Source organism: Cellulophaga sp. 3_MG-2023, assembly GCF_030546975.1.
Taxonomy (GTDB): Bacteria; Bacteroidota; Bacteroidia; order Flavobacteriales; family Flavobacteriaceae; genus Cellulophaga.
The window spans coordinates 22,454-39,125 of the sequence record NZ_JAUOPS010000005.1 but is presented as its reverse complement, the minus strand read 5'-3'; the positions used below and the strand labels follow the sequence as shown (position 1 = coordinate 39,125).

The window sequence follows — 16,672 nt, the reverse complement described above, 5'->3', positions numbered from 1 at the left end:
ATGGATCAAATATTAGAGCAATACCCATTTCTACCAATGGTAGGAATATTTATAGTAGCATATTTTTTTATGATACGTCCGCAAATGAAGCGTTCTAAAGACGAGAAAAAATTTGCTACAGAATTAAAAAAAGGAGATAAAGTTATTACCAAAAGCGGAATGCACGGTAAAATTTTTGATTTAAATGATAAAGATATGTCATGTATAATTGAGACTATGTCTGGTAAAATTAAGTTTTCTAGATCAGCAATTTCTATGGAAATGAGCAGAAAATTAAATGAACCAGTAGCAGAAAAAAAGTAGTACTTTAATTAGTATAAATTAAAAAGCATCGATTTTATATCGATGCTTTTTTTGTTTATTTAAGTTGCTAATACTACTATTTAGTAGCTGTAAGCTCGCATATTTTTACTATAACCTCTACAGCTTTTTCCATACTTTCTACAGGAACATACTCGTATTTACCATGGAAATTATGTCCGCCAGCAAATATATTTGGGCACGGTAGTCCCATATAACTTAGTTGTGAGCCATCAGTACCACCACGTATAGGCTTTATAATTGGTGTAATATTTAAGGCTTCCATAGCTTCTTTTGCAGTTTCTACAATATGGTATACAGGCATTACTTTTTCTTTCATATTAAAGTACTGGTCTTTAATAGATAGTTTTATGCAGTTGCTGTATTTTTCATTTAATCTAAAAACTATAGTTTCTAGTGCTTTTTTACGGTCTTCAAAAGAGTTTCTGTCATGGTCTCTAATAATTAGTCCTAATTCAGCATTTTCAATCTCTCCTTTAATAGTATGTATATGATAAAAACCTTCTCTACCAGAGGTATGTTCAGGAACCTCTTTGGTAGGTAAAGCAGCCATAATTTCTTGAGCAATACCAATGGCGTTTATCATTTTTCCTTTAGCATAACCTGGGTGTACGCTTTTACCCTGTATTGTAATGTTAGCACCAGCAGCATTAAAGTTTTCATACTCTAACTCGCCAATTTGGCTACCATCCATAGTATATGCCCATTCTGAACCAAATTTTTCAACATCAAATTTATGTGCACCACGACCAATTTCTTCGTCAGGAGTAAAACCAACTCTAATTTTACCGTGCTTAATTTCTGGGTGAGCAATTAAAAATTCCATTGCTGTAACAATTTCTGTAATTCCTGCCTTATCATCTGCACCTAAAAGCGTAGTACCATCTGTAGTCACAAGGGTCTGACCTTTGTATTGTAATAAATCTTCAAAATAATCTGGAGATAACACAATGTTTTTATCAGCATTTAAAACAATGTCTTTACCGTCATAATCCCTAATTATTTGCGGATTAACGTTTGTTCCAGAAAAATCTGGAGTAGTATCAAAATGTGCAACAAAACCAATTGTAGGCACTTCTTTATCTATATTGCTAGGTAGTGTTGCCATAATGTACGCATTGTCATCAATAGTAACGTCTTCCATTCCTATTTCTTTAAGTTCTGTAACCAACTTATTTGCTAAGTCCCATTGCTTGGCAGTACTAGGAGTTGTGTTAGAACTGGCATCGCTTTGCGTATCAATTTTTACATAACCTAAAAATCTATCTAAAATATCTTGCATAAGTATATAATTTACTCAAAAGTACTCTTTATTTCGATTTTTAAAGATAATAAAGGCAGTGTATTTAGTTAGAAAAATTGTAAAAACTGTTAATAAAAACCAATTGTAAAATAGTTCTACATCTTGGTAGTTTGTATTTTTGCCAAAATTTTAAAATTCTATGTACAAAGCTATTATTAGGCCGTTGTTTTTTTTGATGGATCCAGAAAAGGTGCATCATTTATCATTTTCATTAATCAAGTTTTTTTCTAAAATAGGTTTTGGAGGTTTATTTAGAGCAATGTACGTAGTTGAAGACAAGCGTTTAGAAAAAGAGGTCTTTGGTATTAAATTTAAAAATCCTGTTGGTTTAGCTGCTGGTTTTGATAAAGATGCCAAATTGTATAAAGAGCTATCTAATTTTGGTTTTGGCTTTATAGAAATAGGAACTTTAACTCCTAAACCACAGTCTGGAAATCCTAAAAAACGCTTGTTTAGGTTAAAAGCAGACAAAGCTATTGTAAACCGTATGGGGTTTAATAATGGTGGGGTTTTAGAGGCTGTAGAGCGCTTAAAAGAACAGCATAATGTATTAATTGGAGGTAATATTGGTAAAAACAAAATTACTCCTAATGATGGTGCAGTAGAGGATTATTTAATTTGTTTTGAAGCGCTGTATCCGCACGTAGATTATTTTGTTGTAAACGTAAGTTCTCCGAATACACCAGGGTTAAGAGAGTTGCAAGATAAAGAGCCTTTAACAAATTTATTAAATGCATTAGTTACAGAGAATAAAAAATATGTAACACAAAAAGGAGTAAAGGCTAAGCCTATTTTGCTTAAAATTGCTCCAGACTTAACAGATGAGCAATTGTTAGATATTATAGATATTGTAGCAATTACTAAAATTAATGGAGTTATAGCAACCAATACAACCATAGAACGTAACAACTTAAAATCGCCAGAAAGTGTTACTAAAGAAAATGGTGGTTTAAGTGGTAAGCCATTAACTAATAGAAGCACAGAGGTTATTAGGTTTTTAGCCGATAAAAGCAACAAAGCCTTTCCTATTATTGGAGTAGGAGGTATACACTCTGAAAAAGATGCATTAGAAAAATTAGATGCAGGAGCAGACTTAATACAAATATGGACAGGTTTTATTTATGAAGGTCCAGGTCTTGTAAAAAGAATAAATAAAGCAATTTTAGCTAAAAGTTAGTTGGTCCAATAGTCTAACACAAAAACATCGTCTAAAATAGGAGTAAGTAGGGTTACAAACGCCTTATGGTCTGGGTGAGGTAAGTAAACAGCGCGGTCTTCTTCGCTTTTAAAAGTAACAAAAAAGCAGTGTGTAAATCCTTTGCTTAAGCCTTCAGGACTATTATTTAGTCCCCATTCATAATCTTTTATTTCTGATATTTTAGATGGTAGCGCACTAAAAGCTTCTTCAACAGCAGTAATTTGTTGTTTTGTGGCATCAGCTTTAAATTTAAAAATTACCACGTGTCTTAATACGCTATCTTTAGGTGTAGTTATCATTTTGTTTGTGCTTTTATTGTTAGTACTAGTGCTTGCATAGCTGGTGATACATAGACTAAAGAAAAGTAGTAGAATTATATTTTTCATTGTTTAGTATTTTCTCTAAAGATAAATATATAGAATGTATACTATAATAAAATTTGTACTTTTCATTTTTAAATAACTAAGATTTTGAATTACGATATACTTATTGCCTTTATGTCTGCCACCGCAGTGTTAGCTTTTTTTCCTGGGCCAGATAATATATACGTGTTAACACAGAGTTTGGTTAACGGTAAAAAATCTGGTTTAGCAACTGTTGCTGGCCTAATTTCGGGATGTTTAGTACATACAACCTTGCTAGCTTTTGGTGTATCTGCAATAATTAAAGACAATGATAATCTATTTTTAGGAATTAAAATATTTGGAGCATGTTACCTGTTTTATATTGCTTATAAAGTTTTTAAGAGTGATGCTCATCTTATTTTAGGAACCGGTAATGCACCCAAAAAAAGTGCATTCTCTTTGTTTAAGCAAGGTTTTGTAATGAATGTGCTAAACCCTAAAGTTGCATTGTTCTTTTTGGCTTTTTTTCCTGGCTTTTTGTTTAGTGATACTTTAAGTTCAGTAATTCAATTTTATATTTTAGGATTGATTTTTATGCTGGTCTCTTTTTTGATTTTTGCATTAATAGCTGTTTTAGCTGGTTCAATTTCTAGTTATATAGCTAAGAATGATAAAGTTGGATTGTTTTTTAAATGGATACAAATTGTAGTTTTTATAGGCTTAGGAATTTATATTCTTTTATCGGATAAATAATAGTAATTTTGAAGAAGTCAACAATTAATTTATGTCTGCTACAGTTAAAATAACAGAATGCCCAAGAGATGCAATGCAAGGAATAAAAGATTTTATTCCAACAGAGTTAAAGGTAAAATACATACAGTCTTTGCTAGACTGTGGTTTTGATACTATAGACTTTGGTAGTTTTGTGTCGCCCAAAGCAATTCCGCAAATGGCAGACACCGCAGAGGTTTTGGCAAGCTTGGACTTATCTAGAACTCAGAGTAAACTATTGTCTATAGTAGCCAACGTGCGTGGAGCACAAGATGCTACTAAACATAAAGAAATAAACTATTTAGGTTATCCTTTTTCTATTTCAGAAAACTTTCAGATGCGTAATACGCATAAAACAATTGCGCAATCTGTAGAAACTCTAAAAGAGATTTTAGACATTGCTAATACTGCAAATAAAGAGGTTGTTACTTATATTTCTATGGGCTTTGGTAACCCTTATGGTGATCCTTGGAATGTAGAAATTGTTGGTGAATGGACAGAGAAATTAGCAAATATGGGAGTTAACATCATCTCATTATCAGATACAGTTGGTTCTTCTACTCCGGACGTCATAGATTATTTATTTTCTAATTTAATACCTAAATATCCAGACATTAAATTTGGTGCTCATTTGCATACTACACCAACCAAATGGAAAGAAAAAGTAGCAGCAGCTTATGATGCTGGCTGCGTTAGATTTGATGGTGCAGTGCAAGGTTTTGGTGGTTGCCCTATGGCAAAAGACGATTTAACTGGTAATATGCCTACCGAAAAAATGCTATCTTATTTTACGGCAGAAAAAGTAAATACCAATGTTAATTGGATGGTCTTTGAGGCTGCATATAATAAGGCAACAGAGCTGTTTTCTAAGTTTCATTAATTTTCTTTTTTTATTGGTTTTATCTCTATTAATTTTCTAGCGAAAAACACTTTGTTTTTATTTATTCTAAATAAACATTGTTTTGTAATGATCTATTAAAGATATTTGCAAAAAAAAATAATTAAACACTTTTAGTATGAGGTTAAATAAAGTTTTCGTTGGTTTATTTGTAGCAAGTGCAATTTTTACTTCTTGTTCTTCAGATGATAATGGAGATGATACATCAGGAGGAAAAAATGTAGTAGCTCCTGCTACTTATGTTTTTGAAAATAATGGAGAGAGTTCTGTAGATTTTGGTGGTCAAACTACTAGAATTAAAATGGGACAAGAGTTTATCTCTGCTCTTAAAGACAATAGTAAAACAGAAGCAGAATTAGATGCAATGTTTGCTCATCAAGAGGGAGCTGCAGATTTTTCTGATGAAGATTTAAATAGCTCAGGAAAAAGTATTCGTAGTAAAGTAGCTGCATCTGCAGACTATTTTTCAGCTAACACAACAGCTTCTATGGCTATAAAAGAGCAATTAGATTTATGGATTAGTGAGCAAGTTACAGATGTTTTTCCTAATTGGGATGTTGATGCTGTTGCAGGTAGTGCAGGTAAAATACAACAAGCAGGTGGTGGTTCTACAAGATATGTTAACGGTAAAGGTTTAGAGTATAACCAAGCAATTGCAAAATCTATTATTGGTGGTTTAATGGTAGACCAAATGCTAAATAATTACTTAAGTACTGCTGTTTTAGACGAAGCAACAAATATTGAAGATAATGATGCAGGTACATTGGTAGATGGTAAAAACTACACTAATATGGAGCATAAGTGGGATGAAGCTTATGGATATTTATATGGTAATGAAGATACTCCTGCAACACCAGAATTAGGAAAGGATAGTTTTTTAAATGAGTATTTAGGGAAAGTTGAAGAAGATGCAGATTTTGCAGGAATAGCTAATGATGTTTACGAAGCTCTTAAATTAGGTAGGGCTGCAATTGTAGCTAAAAATTACGTTGTTAGAGATGAGCAGGTAGAAATTATTAGAGAAAAAATATCTAAAGTAATTGCAGTACGTGCTGTACATTACCTACAATCAGGAAAAAATAATTTAACGAGTGATAAAGCTTCTGCTTTTCACGGTTTATCTGAAGCTTTTGGATTTATTAATAGCTTACGTTTTACAAGAGATAACCTAACAGGTTCTCCTGTTTTGTCTTCTACAAAAATTGATGGGTATATGGATACGTTAATGGCTGATAATGGCTTTTGGGATGTTACACCAGCTACATTGGATATGATTTCTGATGAGATTTCTGCTGCATATGGTTTTACTAAAGAACAAGCCGCAAATTAGAAGTATATATAGCTAAATAGCTGATTTTAAAAAAGTAGTCACATAATAGTTATTTTATGACTACTTTTTTTTATTTTTGCCTTTTATTTAGAATAAATAAAATTAAGGAGAATGAAGAGAGTAGGTTTTATTTTATTGATAGCATTAGTGTTTAATGCTTGTAGTAGTTCATCAGATGATGGATCTGATTTGCCAACAGGAGGAAAAGATGATTTTAATAGAGGCGAGTTATTAGTTAATGTTGCAGATAATATTATTATTCCTGCTTATGAAGATTTATCTACTAAACTTAATGATTTAGAAGATGAAAAAGATAATTTTATAGCTACGCCTTCAGAAGCTAACTTAGTTACTTTAAGAGAAAAATGGTTGTCTGCATACAAGGTTTGGCAATCTGTAGAATTATTTAATATAGGTAAAGCCGAAGAAATTAACTACGGTTTTCAAATGAACATATACCCAACTACGGTAGAGGATATAGAAAGCAATGTTAGTTCTGGAACTTACGATTTAACGCATCCTAATAATAATGATGCAGTTGGTTTCCCAGCTTTGGATTATCTATTAAATGGTTTAGCAGACACAGACGCAGAGATTGTAGAAAAATATACAAATGCTACTTCTGGTTCTGGATATAAAACTTATTTATCTGACTTGGTAATCCAAATGAATACATTAACCGATACTGTGTTAAACGATTGGAAAAATGGGTTTAGAGATACTTTTGTAGCAAGCACAGAAAATACAGCAACAAGCTCATTTAACAAGTTAGCAAACGATTTTGTTTTCTATTTTGAAAAAGGATTAAGAGCTAATAAAGTAGGTATTCCTGCAGGTGTTTTTTCTACAGATCCGTTACCAACTAAGGTAGAGGCGTTTTATAATAGTGAAGTTTCAAAAGAATTATTGGTAGAGGCTTTAAGTAGTGTAAAAGACTTTTTTAATGGTAACGCATATAATGCAACTACATCTGGTATAGGTTTTTCAGATTACCTAGATTATTTAAATAATATTACTGAGGGAGAAGATTTAAAAACCATTATTAATAGTGGTATAGATACGGCAAATGCTGCTATTCTAAATTTAAATGCAAGTTTATCTGAACAAGTAGAGACAGATAATAAAAAAATGACAGAAGCTTATGATGCTTTACAAAGAGTTGTTGTTTTAATAAAAGTAGATATGTTGCAAGCTTTTAGTGTAAGTGTAGACTATACTGATGCTGACGGAGATTAATGCAATAAAAAATTAGTAATTAAAGATTCTCTAAGATGTTTAGAGAATCTTTTTTTGTGTTTATATGGTAAGTAATTTTAAAACATATTTAAATAAGACTAGTCACGCTGCTCCTTTGGTAGTGTTTAGGATATGTTTTGGTTTATTAATGCTGCAAAGCATAGTTAGGTTTTGGGCTAAAGGGTGGATTTATGATCTTTACATTCAACCTAAATTTCACTTCACATATTATAATTTTGAGTGGGTTAAACCTATAGGTAATTACACATATCTTCTTTTTATTATTTGTGCCGTTGCAGCAATTTTAATAACTATAGGATATAAATATAGGCTTGCTGTTTTTTTATTCTTTATAAGCTTTACATACATAGAGTTAATGGATAAAACTAGCTACTTAAATCATTATTATTTTGTTAGTGTTTTAAGTTTTTTAATGTTTTTTATACCTGCAAATGCATATTTTTCTGTAGATGCTTTAGTAAGAAAAAAAGCATTTAAATACGTTCCTAGTTATACCATAGATAGTATTAAACTTTTGTTAGGTATAGTATATTTTTATGCTGGTTTGGCAAAAATAAATTCAGATTGGCTTTTTAGAGCTATGCCACTAAAAATATGGTTGCCTTCTAAATATGATATTCCTGTTATAGGAAACTCTTTATTACAACAAGAGTGGATGCATTATTTTATGAGTTGGTCAGGAATGTTGTATGATCTTTTTATTCCGTTTTTATTGCTTTACAAAAGAACAAGAATCCTAGCCTTTGTTGCTGTTGTAGTTTTTCATTTGTTTACAAGAATATTGTTCCCAATAGGAATGTTTCCGTATATAATGATTGTAAGTAGTCTTATTTTTTTTAGTGACAACTTTCACATAAAAATCATCAATTACATAAAAAAAATTATTTCTAAGTTACCTGTTGCTATAAATAAAAATATAGCTGTTGTAATGGATAAAAATATATTTTCTATCAATAAAAAGAGATTAACATTAGGCTTTTTAGCTGTGTTTTTTTTCATTCAGTTATTGCTGCCATTTAGGTATTTATTGTATCCTGGAGAGCTTTTTTGGACAGAGGAAGGATATCGTTTTTCATGGCGTGTAATGCTTATGGAAAAAATGGGCTATGCTAATTTTAAAATTGTAGATAGTAAAACTAAAAAGCAATTTTATGTAAATAATGCAGACTTTTTAACGCCTTTTCAAGAAAAGCAAATGAGCACTCAACCAGATTTTATTGTGCAATACGCGCATTATTTGGGAAATCATTTTAAAAAACAAAACCATAATAATATTCAGGTTTTTGTAGAGAGTTATGTAGCATTTAATGGCAGATTAAGCAGACCGTATATAAATCCTAAGGTAGATTTATATAAAGAAAAAGATTTATTAAAACACAAAACGTGGATTTTACCATTTAACGATGAAATTAAAGGATTTTAAAATAGTATTACTACTTATATTTTGTAACGCATCTCTTTATGCTCAGTATAAAGTTTCAGGAACCGTTACATCTAAAGAAAATAATTTACCTATAAATGGTGTAGAAATTTATAATAAAGCCAAGGGTAAGCTTTCTGTTACCAATAACAAAGGTTATTATGAGTTTACTACAGATGATAAACAATTAGAAATTGTGTTTTTTTCTTATGAGTATAACATAGAAGAAGAAATAGTAAAAGTGGTAGGTAACACTGTCTTAAACAAACAACTAACTGCTGTAGAAATAGAATTAACTGAAGTTGAAGTTGTAGCAAGAAAAGCTCAAATTTTTAACTTAAAGCGGTTACAGGATGTTGTGGGTACATCTATATATGCAGGTAAAAAAACAGAGGTTGTTTTGGTAGGCGAGTCAGTAGCAAATTTAGCATCTAATAATGCTAGGCAAATATATAGTCAGGTTGTTGGTTTAAATATTTTTCAGAATGATGACGCTGGTTTGCAATTAAATATTGGAGGTAGAGGATTAGATCCTAATAGAACATCTAACTTTAATACAAGACAAAATGGGTATGATATTAGTGCAGATGTTTTAGGGTATCCAGAGAGTTATTATACACCACCAGCAGAAGCTTTAGAAGAAATCCAGATAATTAGAGGTGCTGCTTCTTTACAGTACGGAACTCAGTTTGGCGGACTGGTTAATTTTATTACAAAAAAACCAAATCCGACTAAAGAAATAGAAGTTTTAACAAGGAATACTATTGGTAGTAACAATTTATACACAAACTACACTAGTGTAAACGGAACTAAAAATAAGGTTAGTTATTACGCAAGTTTTAACTTTAAGGAAGGAGATGGTTTTAGGCCAAATTCATACTTTAACTCTAAAAACGCTTTTTTACATTTAGGGTATCAATTAAATACTAAAACTAAGTTAGAGGCAGAAATAACGTACTTAGACTATTTAGCGCAGCAAGCAGGTGGTTTAACAGATGCTATGTTTGCAGAAAACCCATACCAAAGTAATAGAGCAAGAAACTGGTTTGCTGTAAATTGGTTATTGTATAGCATAAAACTAAAACATAAGTTTACAGAAAATGCAAGTTTGTCGTTTAACATTTTTGGATTAAATGCATCTAGAAACGCTTTGGGTTTTAGAACCAATAGAGTAGACCAAGTAGACACAAATGAAGAAAGAGATTTAATAACTGGTGACTTTAAAAATTTTGGGTTTGAAACTAAGTTTTTAAACAAATACAGCTTATTTGGTAAAAAGGCAACTTACTTGGTAGGTGCTAAGTTTTATAAAGCAAACAATACATCTGTACAAGGACCAGGAACAAATGGGAGTGATGCTAACTTTTCTTCAGCAATAACAGATTATCCAAATTACGCAGCACAGTCTAATTATAAAAACCCAAATTTAAATGTTGCTTTTTTTGCAGAAAATATACTTTATATAAAAGATAATTGGTCTGTTACACCAGGCGTACGTGTAGAATATATAAAAACGGAAAGTGATGGTTTCTTTAAAAATATAAATTCAGATGCTGCAGGTAACGTTATTTTAAATGAGACAGTAGAAAGCAGTGATAGCAACACTCGTTCTTTTGTATTGTTTGGTTTAGGGTCTAGTTACAAATTAAATGACTACGTAGAAATTTATGGTAATGCATCTCAAAACTATAGATCAGTAACGTTTTCAGACTTAAATATTGTTAATCCTTCTTTTATAATAGGAGATTTATCTGATGAAAAAGGATATACCTTAGATCTTGGTTTTAGGGGTAACTATAAAAATTACATCTCTTACGATGCTGGTATTTTTGGTCTTTTTTATAATGATAGGATAGGTTTGTTAACAAAGGAATTAGATGATGGTAGCGTAAAGCAAGAAAGAACCAATGTGGGTGATGCACGTATTGTAGGAGTAGAGTCTTTAGTAGATTTTAATTTTAAAAAGATATTAAAAATGAATAGTAATTATAGCTTTAACTATTTTATTAATTCATCTATAATAAAATCTGAATACACAAAGTCACAACAAAACGGAATTAAAGGAAAAAGTGTAGAATTTGTACCAGATTTTAATTTTAAAACAGGTGTAAAATTTGGATATAAAAATCTATTATCTAGCATACAATACACAAGCTTAACAGAGCAATTTACAGATGCTAGTAACTCCAGGGAAGCTAGTTTAAGTGGTGTTAATGGTGTATTGCCAAAGTATAGTGTTTTAGATGTTTCCTTATCATATACCTACAAGTTTTTAAAGTTAGAAACAGGAATTAATAATGTATTAGATAAAAAATACTTTACAAGAAGGGCAACTGGGTATCCAGGACCAGGTATTATACCTTCATCAAACAGAAACTATTACGCTACATTGCAAATGAAATTTTAATTTTTATAATGACCTACAACGGACTACTAAGTACTTTTCCATCAGAAATTAAGCTGTTTATAGGAGCTTTTGTGGTAATCTTATCTATTGGTTTTTATACAGGTCTTTTATTTATTAATGAAACCACAGCAGCAAAACCAGCAGGCATTACAGAAAACTATTTAGGTAATGAAGAAGATGAAAATGCAGATGTGATGAAGTTTAAGAAAAGTAAGCGAGAAATGCTTACCACTGTGCATACACATATATTGTCTATGTCTTTTATCTTCTTTTTGTTAGGAGTTTTGGTATGGCTTACAAAACTTCCTAAAAAGCTAAAGCTGTTTTTAACAATGGAGCCATTTTTATCTGTATTACTAACATTTGGTGGTATTTATGTGCTTTGGTCTGGCATACTTTGGATGAAATATGTTATTATGATATCTGGTATATTAATGACCATTACCTTTACAGCTTCTGTAATGCTTGTTTTGTATCAATTGTGTAAAAAGCAAACTACAGCCTAATTTATATCGTATAGTTTAGTAGATTTATACTACTATGCGTTACTTTTTAATTCTATTTTTTTTCTTTTTCTATGTCGATAGCTCTGCTGCTGAGTGGAAGAGTATTAAGCAATATCAGAAAATAACCGGAAGAAATACACTTTTGCCTAAAGATTGGCTTAAAAAAGACAGATTAAAAAATACGATTACTTGGCAACAGGCAAATAGCTTCAACCTAAAAAGTAATTTATTTTTAGAATATCAAACTATAAAACAAAGGAGAGATTTTTACAAATGGTATGCAATATCTGTAGAAGAAAAAGGGCATAAAGTTGTTTGGCCAAGAATGGCTCATTTTATTTCTACTAAATTAAACTTAGCAACTAGTTTTCCTTATAAATTGTTTCTAAAAAAAGATGTTTTAGTTTCATCAAAAAAAGGAAGTGAAAAAGTATTTAATTCGGCTTTTAAAAGTATGTATAATTTGTATGTAATGCCTACTACTTTCAGTACAGCAGAAAGTCTTGCTTGGGATAAAACTATTTTGCACAATGAGCAGTATTTATGGATAGAGTATATTTATACAGAAATGAGTGCTAAAACCTTTAAAAGAATAGAGCGTATAGCTAAAGGGAAATCTTTTTTTGCTTTGGTTGTGCCTAAAAAAATACGCTTTAAAGGAGACTTATTAAAACCAATAGACAGGTATACCTATGCTATGCAAACGTTAAGAAAACATTGTGAAAACTCTTATTGGTAAATATGTGGTTGTTTACATATATAAATTGTATATTTGCACGCAATTAATCCTTAATTGCTATGCAAGCTCACCTAAATAAAATTGTTGGAGAAGGTCTTACTTACGATGACGTACTCCTAGTTCCTGCTTTTTCAGAAGTACTTCCAAGAGAAGTTAGTATAAAAGCAAAATTCACTAAAAATATAACTATTAATGTACCAATTGTCTCTGCGGCAATGGATACCGTTACGGAATCTCGTATGGCCATTGCAATGGCACAAGAGGGAGGTATTGGTGTGTTACATAAAAATATGACTATTGCAGAGCAAGCTGCTAAGGTGCGTAAGGTTAAGCGTGCAGAAAGTGGTATGATTATAGATCCGGTAACTTTACCGTTAGATTCTGTAGTGCGAGATGCAAAAGCCAATATGAAAGAATTTAGTATTGGTGGTATTCCAATAGTAGATAAAGAAGGCAAGTTAATTGGTATTGTTACCAATAGAGATCTTCGTTTTGAAAAAAATAACGACAGGCCAATTTCAGAAGTTATGACTTCTAAAAACTTGGTAACTGTTAGTGAAGGTACCTCTTTAGCACAAGCAGAAGATATTTTACAAGAAAATAAAATTGAAAAATTACCTGTTGTAGATAAAGACAACAAATTGGTAGGTTTAATTACGTTTAGAGATATTACAAAACTTACGTTAAAACCAATTGCAAATAAAGATACATACGGTAGGTTAAGGGTTGCTGCTGCTTTAGGTGTTACTGCAGATGCTGTAGAGCGTGCAGAGGCATTAGTAAATGCAGGTGTAGATGCAGTAATTATAGATACGGCTCACGGACACACAAAAGGTGTTGTAGCTGTGTTAAAAGAGGTGAAAAAGAAATTTCCAGACTTAGATGTTATTGTTGGTAACATAGCAACTGCAGAAGCTGCTAAATATTTGGTAGAAGCAGGTGCAGATGCTGTAAAAGTTGGTATTGGACCAGGATCTATATGTACAACAAGGGTTGTTGCAGGTGTTGGTTTTCCTCAGTTTTCTGCAGTATTAGAGGTTGCTGCAGCTATAAAAGGTAGTGGAGTTCCTGTAATTGCAGATGGCGGAATTAGATATACTGGTGATATACCAAAAGCTATTGCTGCTGGTGCAGATACTGTAATGCTAGGTTCTTTATTGGCAGGTACAAAAGAATCTCCAGGAGAAACTATTATTTACGAAGGAAGAAAATTTAAGTCATACCGCGGAATGGGTTCTGTAGAAGCTATGAAACAAGGTAGTAAAGACCGTTACTTTCAAGATGTAGAAGACGATATTAAAAAACTAGTGCCAGAAGGTATTGTGGGGCGTGTACCTTACAAAGGAGAGTTGTATGAGAGTATTCATCAATTCGTTGGTGGTTTACGTGCAGGTATGGGCTACTGTGGTGCTAAAGATATAGAAACACTTAAAGAAACAGGTAAATTTGTTAAAATTACCGCTAGTGGTATTAATGAGAGTCACCCACATGATGTTACTATTACTAAAGAGTCTCCTAATTATAGTAGATAAATTTTAGTTTATATGATATAAATGCAGCATAGCTTTTTTAGTTATGCTGCATTTTTTTTGAGTAAAATTTCCTTTGTATTTATATTAATCGTAATATTGCAATAAACAAATTAAGTTATGGGTTTAGCAAAGACAGAAATATTTACAGAAGACCAAAATCAGGTAGCAATTTACGCTAAAGCCTTTAGTCACCCAGCACGTGTAGCAATTTTACAACACTTATTTAAAATTAATACCTGTATCTGTGGAGATTTAGTTGGAGTTATTGGTTTGGCACAACCAACCATTTCTCAGCATTTAAAAGAACTAAAATTATTAGGTTTAATAAAAGGTAATGTAGAAGGTACAAGTGTTTGTTATTGTATACACCCTGAGAATTGGACAAAAATGAAAACTGTAATGAATAAGTTTTTAGATCAAGATTTAGAAATAGACAACGGTTGTTGTTAAGTATAATTTAAAATAGAATTAATATGAAATTATCAGAAGTAAAAGCAAATTTAAAGAGTTTAGATAAAATTGCCTTTCAATTACCTAATGGTGATTTAGTACCTAGTCATTTCCACGTCACAGAAGTAGGTAAGGTTACAAAAAACTTTATAGACTGTGGTGGTACGGTTAGGAATGAGGAAGCTGTAAGTTTTCAGTTATGGAACGAGCAAGATTATGATCATAGATTGCATCCAGAGAAATTAGTGAACATAATAGAATTGTCTGAAAAAGTTTTAGAAATTGAAGATTTAGAGGTAGAAGTAGAGTATCAAGGAGATACTATTGGTAGATACGGATTAGATTTTGATGGAACTAACTTTTTACTTACATCAAAATTAACAGATTGTTTAGCAAAAGATAAATGTGGTATTCCAGAGAAGAAAGAAAAAGTAAAATTAGCTAGCATACAAGCATCTGGTAATAGTTGTGAACCAAATTCTGGTTGTTGTTAGAGTTAACCAATTAAAAACTTAAAATGATGTTTGAAGAAATTAATTCCTTTATTAATAATTTAAAAGAAGTAAAAGTTAGTAATGAGCGAAAAGCTATATTAAAACCATTGACAGACTTTGTGCAGGCTAAAGTAGAAAAAGACGAAGAAGTACGCTTAAATTTTATTTGTACGCACAACTCTAGAAGAAGTCACTTATCTCAGGTATGGGCACAAACAATGGCAGCTTATTTTAATGTTAAAAATGTTACTTGTTATTCTGGTGGTACAGAAGCTACAGCACTTTTTCCTATGGTGGCAAAAACGCTAAGTAATACAGGTTTTAAAATTGAAAAACTATCAGATACTAACAATCCGGTTTATAGCATAAAGTATGCAGCAAATGCACAACCAATTATTGGTTTTTCTAAAAAGTATGATGATTCTTTTAATCCAGAGTCACAGTTTGCAGCAATAATGACGTGTTCACAAGCAGATGGTGGTTGTCCTTTTATAGCAGGAGCAGAAAAGCGTGTTCCTATAACTTTTGAAGATCCAAAAGTTTTTGACGGTACACCACAGCAAGCAGAAAAATACCAAGAGAGAAGTTTACAAATAGCTTCAGAAATGTTTTATTTATTTTCAAATATTAAGAAATAATGGCTAATAAAAAATTAAGTTTTTTAGATAGTTATCTAACCTTGTGGATTTTTATAGCAATGGTTTTAGGTGTTGGTATAGGCTACTTTGTGCCTACTTTTCCAGAAATTATAGATTCTTTTAGTGTAGGAACAACTAATATTCCTATTGCTATAGGGTTAATTATAATGATGTATCCTCCGTTGGCAAAAGTGAATTATGCCTTGTTACCAAAAGTGTTTAAAAACACAAAAATACTATCAATTTCATTAATTCTAAATTGGATTATTGGGCCTGTACTAATGTTCTTTTTGGCTATAATTTTTTTACAAGACTATCCAGAGTATATGGTTGGACTTATTTTAATAGGTTTAGCACGTTGTATTGCAATGGTGCTTGTTTGGAACGATTTAGCAGAGGGTAGCAGCGAGTACGGAGCTGGTTTAGTAGCTTTAAATAGTATTTTTCAGGTGTTTGCATATAGTTTTTATGCGTGGTTGTTTATTACTGTTTTACCTCCTTATTTTGGTTTTGAGGGTGCTATTGTAGATATTTCTGTTGGTGAAATAGCAGAGAGTGTTGCTATTTATTTAGGTCTTCCGTTTTTATTAGGAATTTTAAGTAGATTAATACTTGTAAAATTAAAAGGAGAAGAATGGTACAATACTAAGTTTATACCAACCATTTCACCGCTTACATTAATAGCTTTACTTTTTACAATAGTTTTAATGTTTTCTTTAAAAGGAGAATTAATAGTAGAAATACCTATGGATGTTGTAATTATTGCAATTCCGTTATTAATATACTTTACATTAATGTTTGTTATTGGTTTCTTTTTTACAAAAGCAACTGGTGCAAGTTATGATAAAACTACGGCTGTGGCATTTACAGCTGCGGGTAACAATTTTGAGCTTGCAATTGCTGTAGCAATTGCTGTTTTTGGACTAAATTCTGGTCAGGCTTTTACAGGTGTAATAGGACCATTGGTAGAAGTACCAGCTTTAATATTGTTAGTTAGGGTGTCATTCTGGTTTAGAAAAAAGTATTTTGCTAAAGTATAAAAATAGATAGTAAAACTATATTTT

17 protein-coding genes are annotated in these 16,672 nt (G+C 31.4%); 15 read left to right on the top strand and 2 right to left on the bottom strand.

Going from position 1 to position 16,672, the window contains the following annotated elements; translation table 11 throughout:
• Window positions 1-303, top strand: a complete 303-nt coding sequence (gene yajC, locus Q4487_RS12915) for a preprotein translocase subunit YajC (protein WP_100895517.1) — start codon at window positions 1-3, stop codon at window positions 301-303.
• 76 nt (window positions 304-379) lie between these two features.
• Here yajC and pepT read toward each other — a convergent pair whose 3' ends face one another.
• Window positions 380-1,603 carry a peptidase T gene (pepT, locus tag Q4487_RS12910; RefSeq protein ID WP_303543593.1) on the bottom strand — a complete coding sequence of 408 codons (1,224 nt, stop codon included), beginning with the start codon at window positions 1,601-1,603 and terminating at the stop codon, window positions 380-382.
• A 160-nt stretch (window positions 1,604-1,763) separates the two neighbouring features.
• Between pepT and Q4487_RS12905 the strand changes: the two genes are divergently transcribed.
• Window positions 1,764-2,801, top strand: coding sequence for a quinone-dependent dihydroorotate dehydrogenase (locus Q4487_RS12905; RefSeq protein WP_303543595.1), 1,038 nt, complete (start codon window positions 1,764-1,766; stop codon window positions 2,799-2,801).
• On the opposite strand, the gene Q4487_RS12900 is transcribed toward Q4487_RS12905, so the two are convergent.
• Window positions 2,798-3,208, bottom strand: a complete 411-nt coding sequence (locus tag Q4487_RS12900; protein ID WP_303543597.1) for a Dabb family protein — start codon at window positions 3,206-3,208, stop codon at window positions 2,798-2,800. The two genes, Q4487_RS12905 and Q4487_RS12900, sit on opposite strands and share 4 nt — an antisense overlap.
• Before the next feature lie 84 nt (window positions 3,209-3,292).
• Here Q4487_RS12900 and Q4487_RS12895 point away from each other — a divergent pair, with 84 nt between their 5' ends.
• The 13 genes from Q4487_RS12895 (at window position 3,293) to arsB (ending at window position 16,648) form a co-directional block, all read left to right on the top strand.
• Window positions 3,293-3,919, top strand: coding sequence for a LysE family translocator (locus Q4487_RS12895; RefSeq protein ID WP_303543599.1), 627 nt, complete (start codon window positions 3,293-3,295; stop codon window positions 3,917-3,919).
• A 31-nt stretch (window positions 3,920-3,950) separates the two neighbouring features.
• Entirely contained in the window at window positions 3,951-4,817 is an 867-nt protein-coding gene (locus tag Q4487_RS12890; protein ID WP_303543601.1) for a hydroxymethylglutaryl-CoA lyase, read from the top strand.
• Between the two features lie 136 nt (window positions 4,818-4,953).
• Window positions 4,954-6,165 carry a DUF4856 domain-containing protein gene (locus Q4487_RS12885; protein WP_303543603.1) on the top strand — a complete coding sequence of 404 codons (1,212 nt, stop codon included), beginning with the start codon at window positions 4,954-4,956 and terminating at the stop codon, window positions 6,163-6,165.
• A gap of 111 nt (window positions 6,166-6,276) precedes the next feature.
• Window positions 6,277-7,401, top strand: coding sequence for an imelysin family protein (locus tag Q4487_RS12880; protein ID WP_303543606.1), 1,125 nt, complete (start codon window positions 6,277-6,279; stop codon window positions 7,399-7,401).
• Between the two features lie 64 nt (window positions 7,402-7,465).
• Window positions 7,466-8,845, top strand: coding sequence for an HTTM domain-containing protein (locus tag Q4487_RS12875; protein ID WP_303543608.1), 1,380 nt, complete (start codon window positions 7,466-7,468; stop codon window positions 8,843-8,845).
• Complete coding sequence (locus Q4487_RS12870) at window positions 8,826-11,249, top strand: TonB-dependent receptor (protein WP_303543610.1); 2,424 nt, start codon at window positions 8,826-8,828, stop codon at window positions 11,247-11,249. Before Q4487_RS12875 ends, Q4487_RS12870 begins: the two co-directional genes overlap by 20 nt.
• 8 nt (window positions 11,250-11,257) lie before the next feature.
• Window positions 11,258-11,755 carry a hypothetical protein gene (locus Q4487_RS12865; RefSeq protein ID WP_303543612.1) on the top strand — a complete coding sequence of 166 codons (498 nt, stop codon included), beginning with the start codon at window positions 11,258-11,260 and terminating at the stop codon, window positions 11,753-11,755.
• A 34-nt stretch (window positions 11,756-11,789) separates the two neighbouring features.
• A complete protein-coding gene (locus Q4487_RS12860) occupies window positions 11,790-12,494 on the top strand; it encodes an Insecticidal toxin complex protein (RefSeq protein WP_303543614.1) in 705 nt (234 codons plus the stop codon).
• Window positions 12,495-12,553: 59 nt separating this feature from the next.
• The gene (gene guaB / locus Q4487_RS12855) at window positions 12,554-14,026 is read left to right on the top strand and encodes an IMP dehydrogenase (protein ID WP_100895528.1); all 1,473 of its coding nucleotides are present in this window, start codon (window positions 12,554-12,556) and stop codon (window positions 14,024-14,026) included.
• 117 nt (window positions 14,027-14,143) lie between these two features.
• Window positions 14,144-14,476 (top strand): helix-turn-helix transcriptional regulator, encoded by a 333-nt coding sequence (locus tag Q4487_RS12850; RefSeq protein ID WP_303543617.1) that lies wholly within the window; start codon window positions 14,144-14,146, stop codon window positions 14,474-14,476.
• 23 nt (window positions 14,477-14,499) lie between these two features.
• A complete protein-coding gene (locus tag Q4487_RS12845; protein ID WP_303543618.1) occupies window positions 14,500-14,970 on the top strand; it encodes a DUF6428 family protein in 471 nt (156 codons plus the stop codon).
• Between the two features lie 23 nt (window positions 14,971-14,993).
• Window positions 14,994-15,608 (top strand): low molecular weight phosphatase family protein, encoded by a 615-nt coding sequence (locus Q4487_RS12840; protein ID WP_303543620.1) that lies wholly within the window; start codon window positions 14,994-14,996, stop codon window positions 15,606-15,608.
• Window positions 15,608-16,648: an ACR3 family arsenite efflux transporter gene (gene arsB, locus Q4487_RS12835; RefSeq protein WP_303543622.1), complete on the top strand. Its 1,041-nt coding sequence runs from the start codon at window positions 15,608-15,610 to the stop codon at window positions 16,646-16,648. Before Q4487_RS12840 ends, arsB begins: the two co-directional genes overlap by 1 nt.
• The last annotated feature ends 24 nt before the right edge of the window (window positions 16,649-16,672 follow it).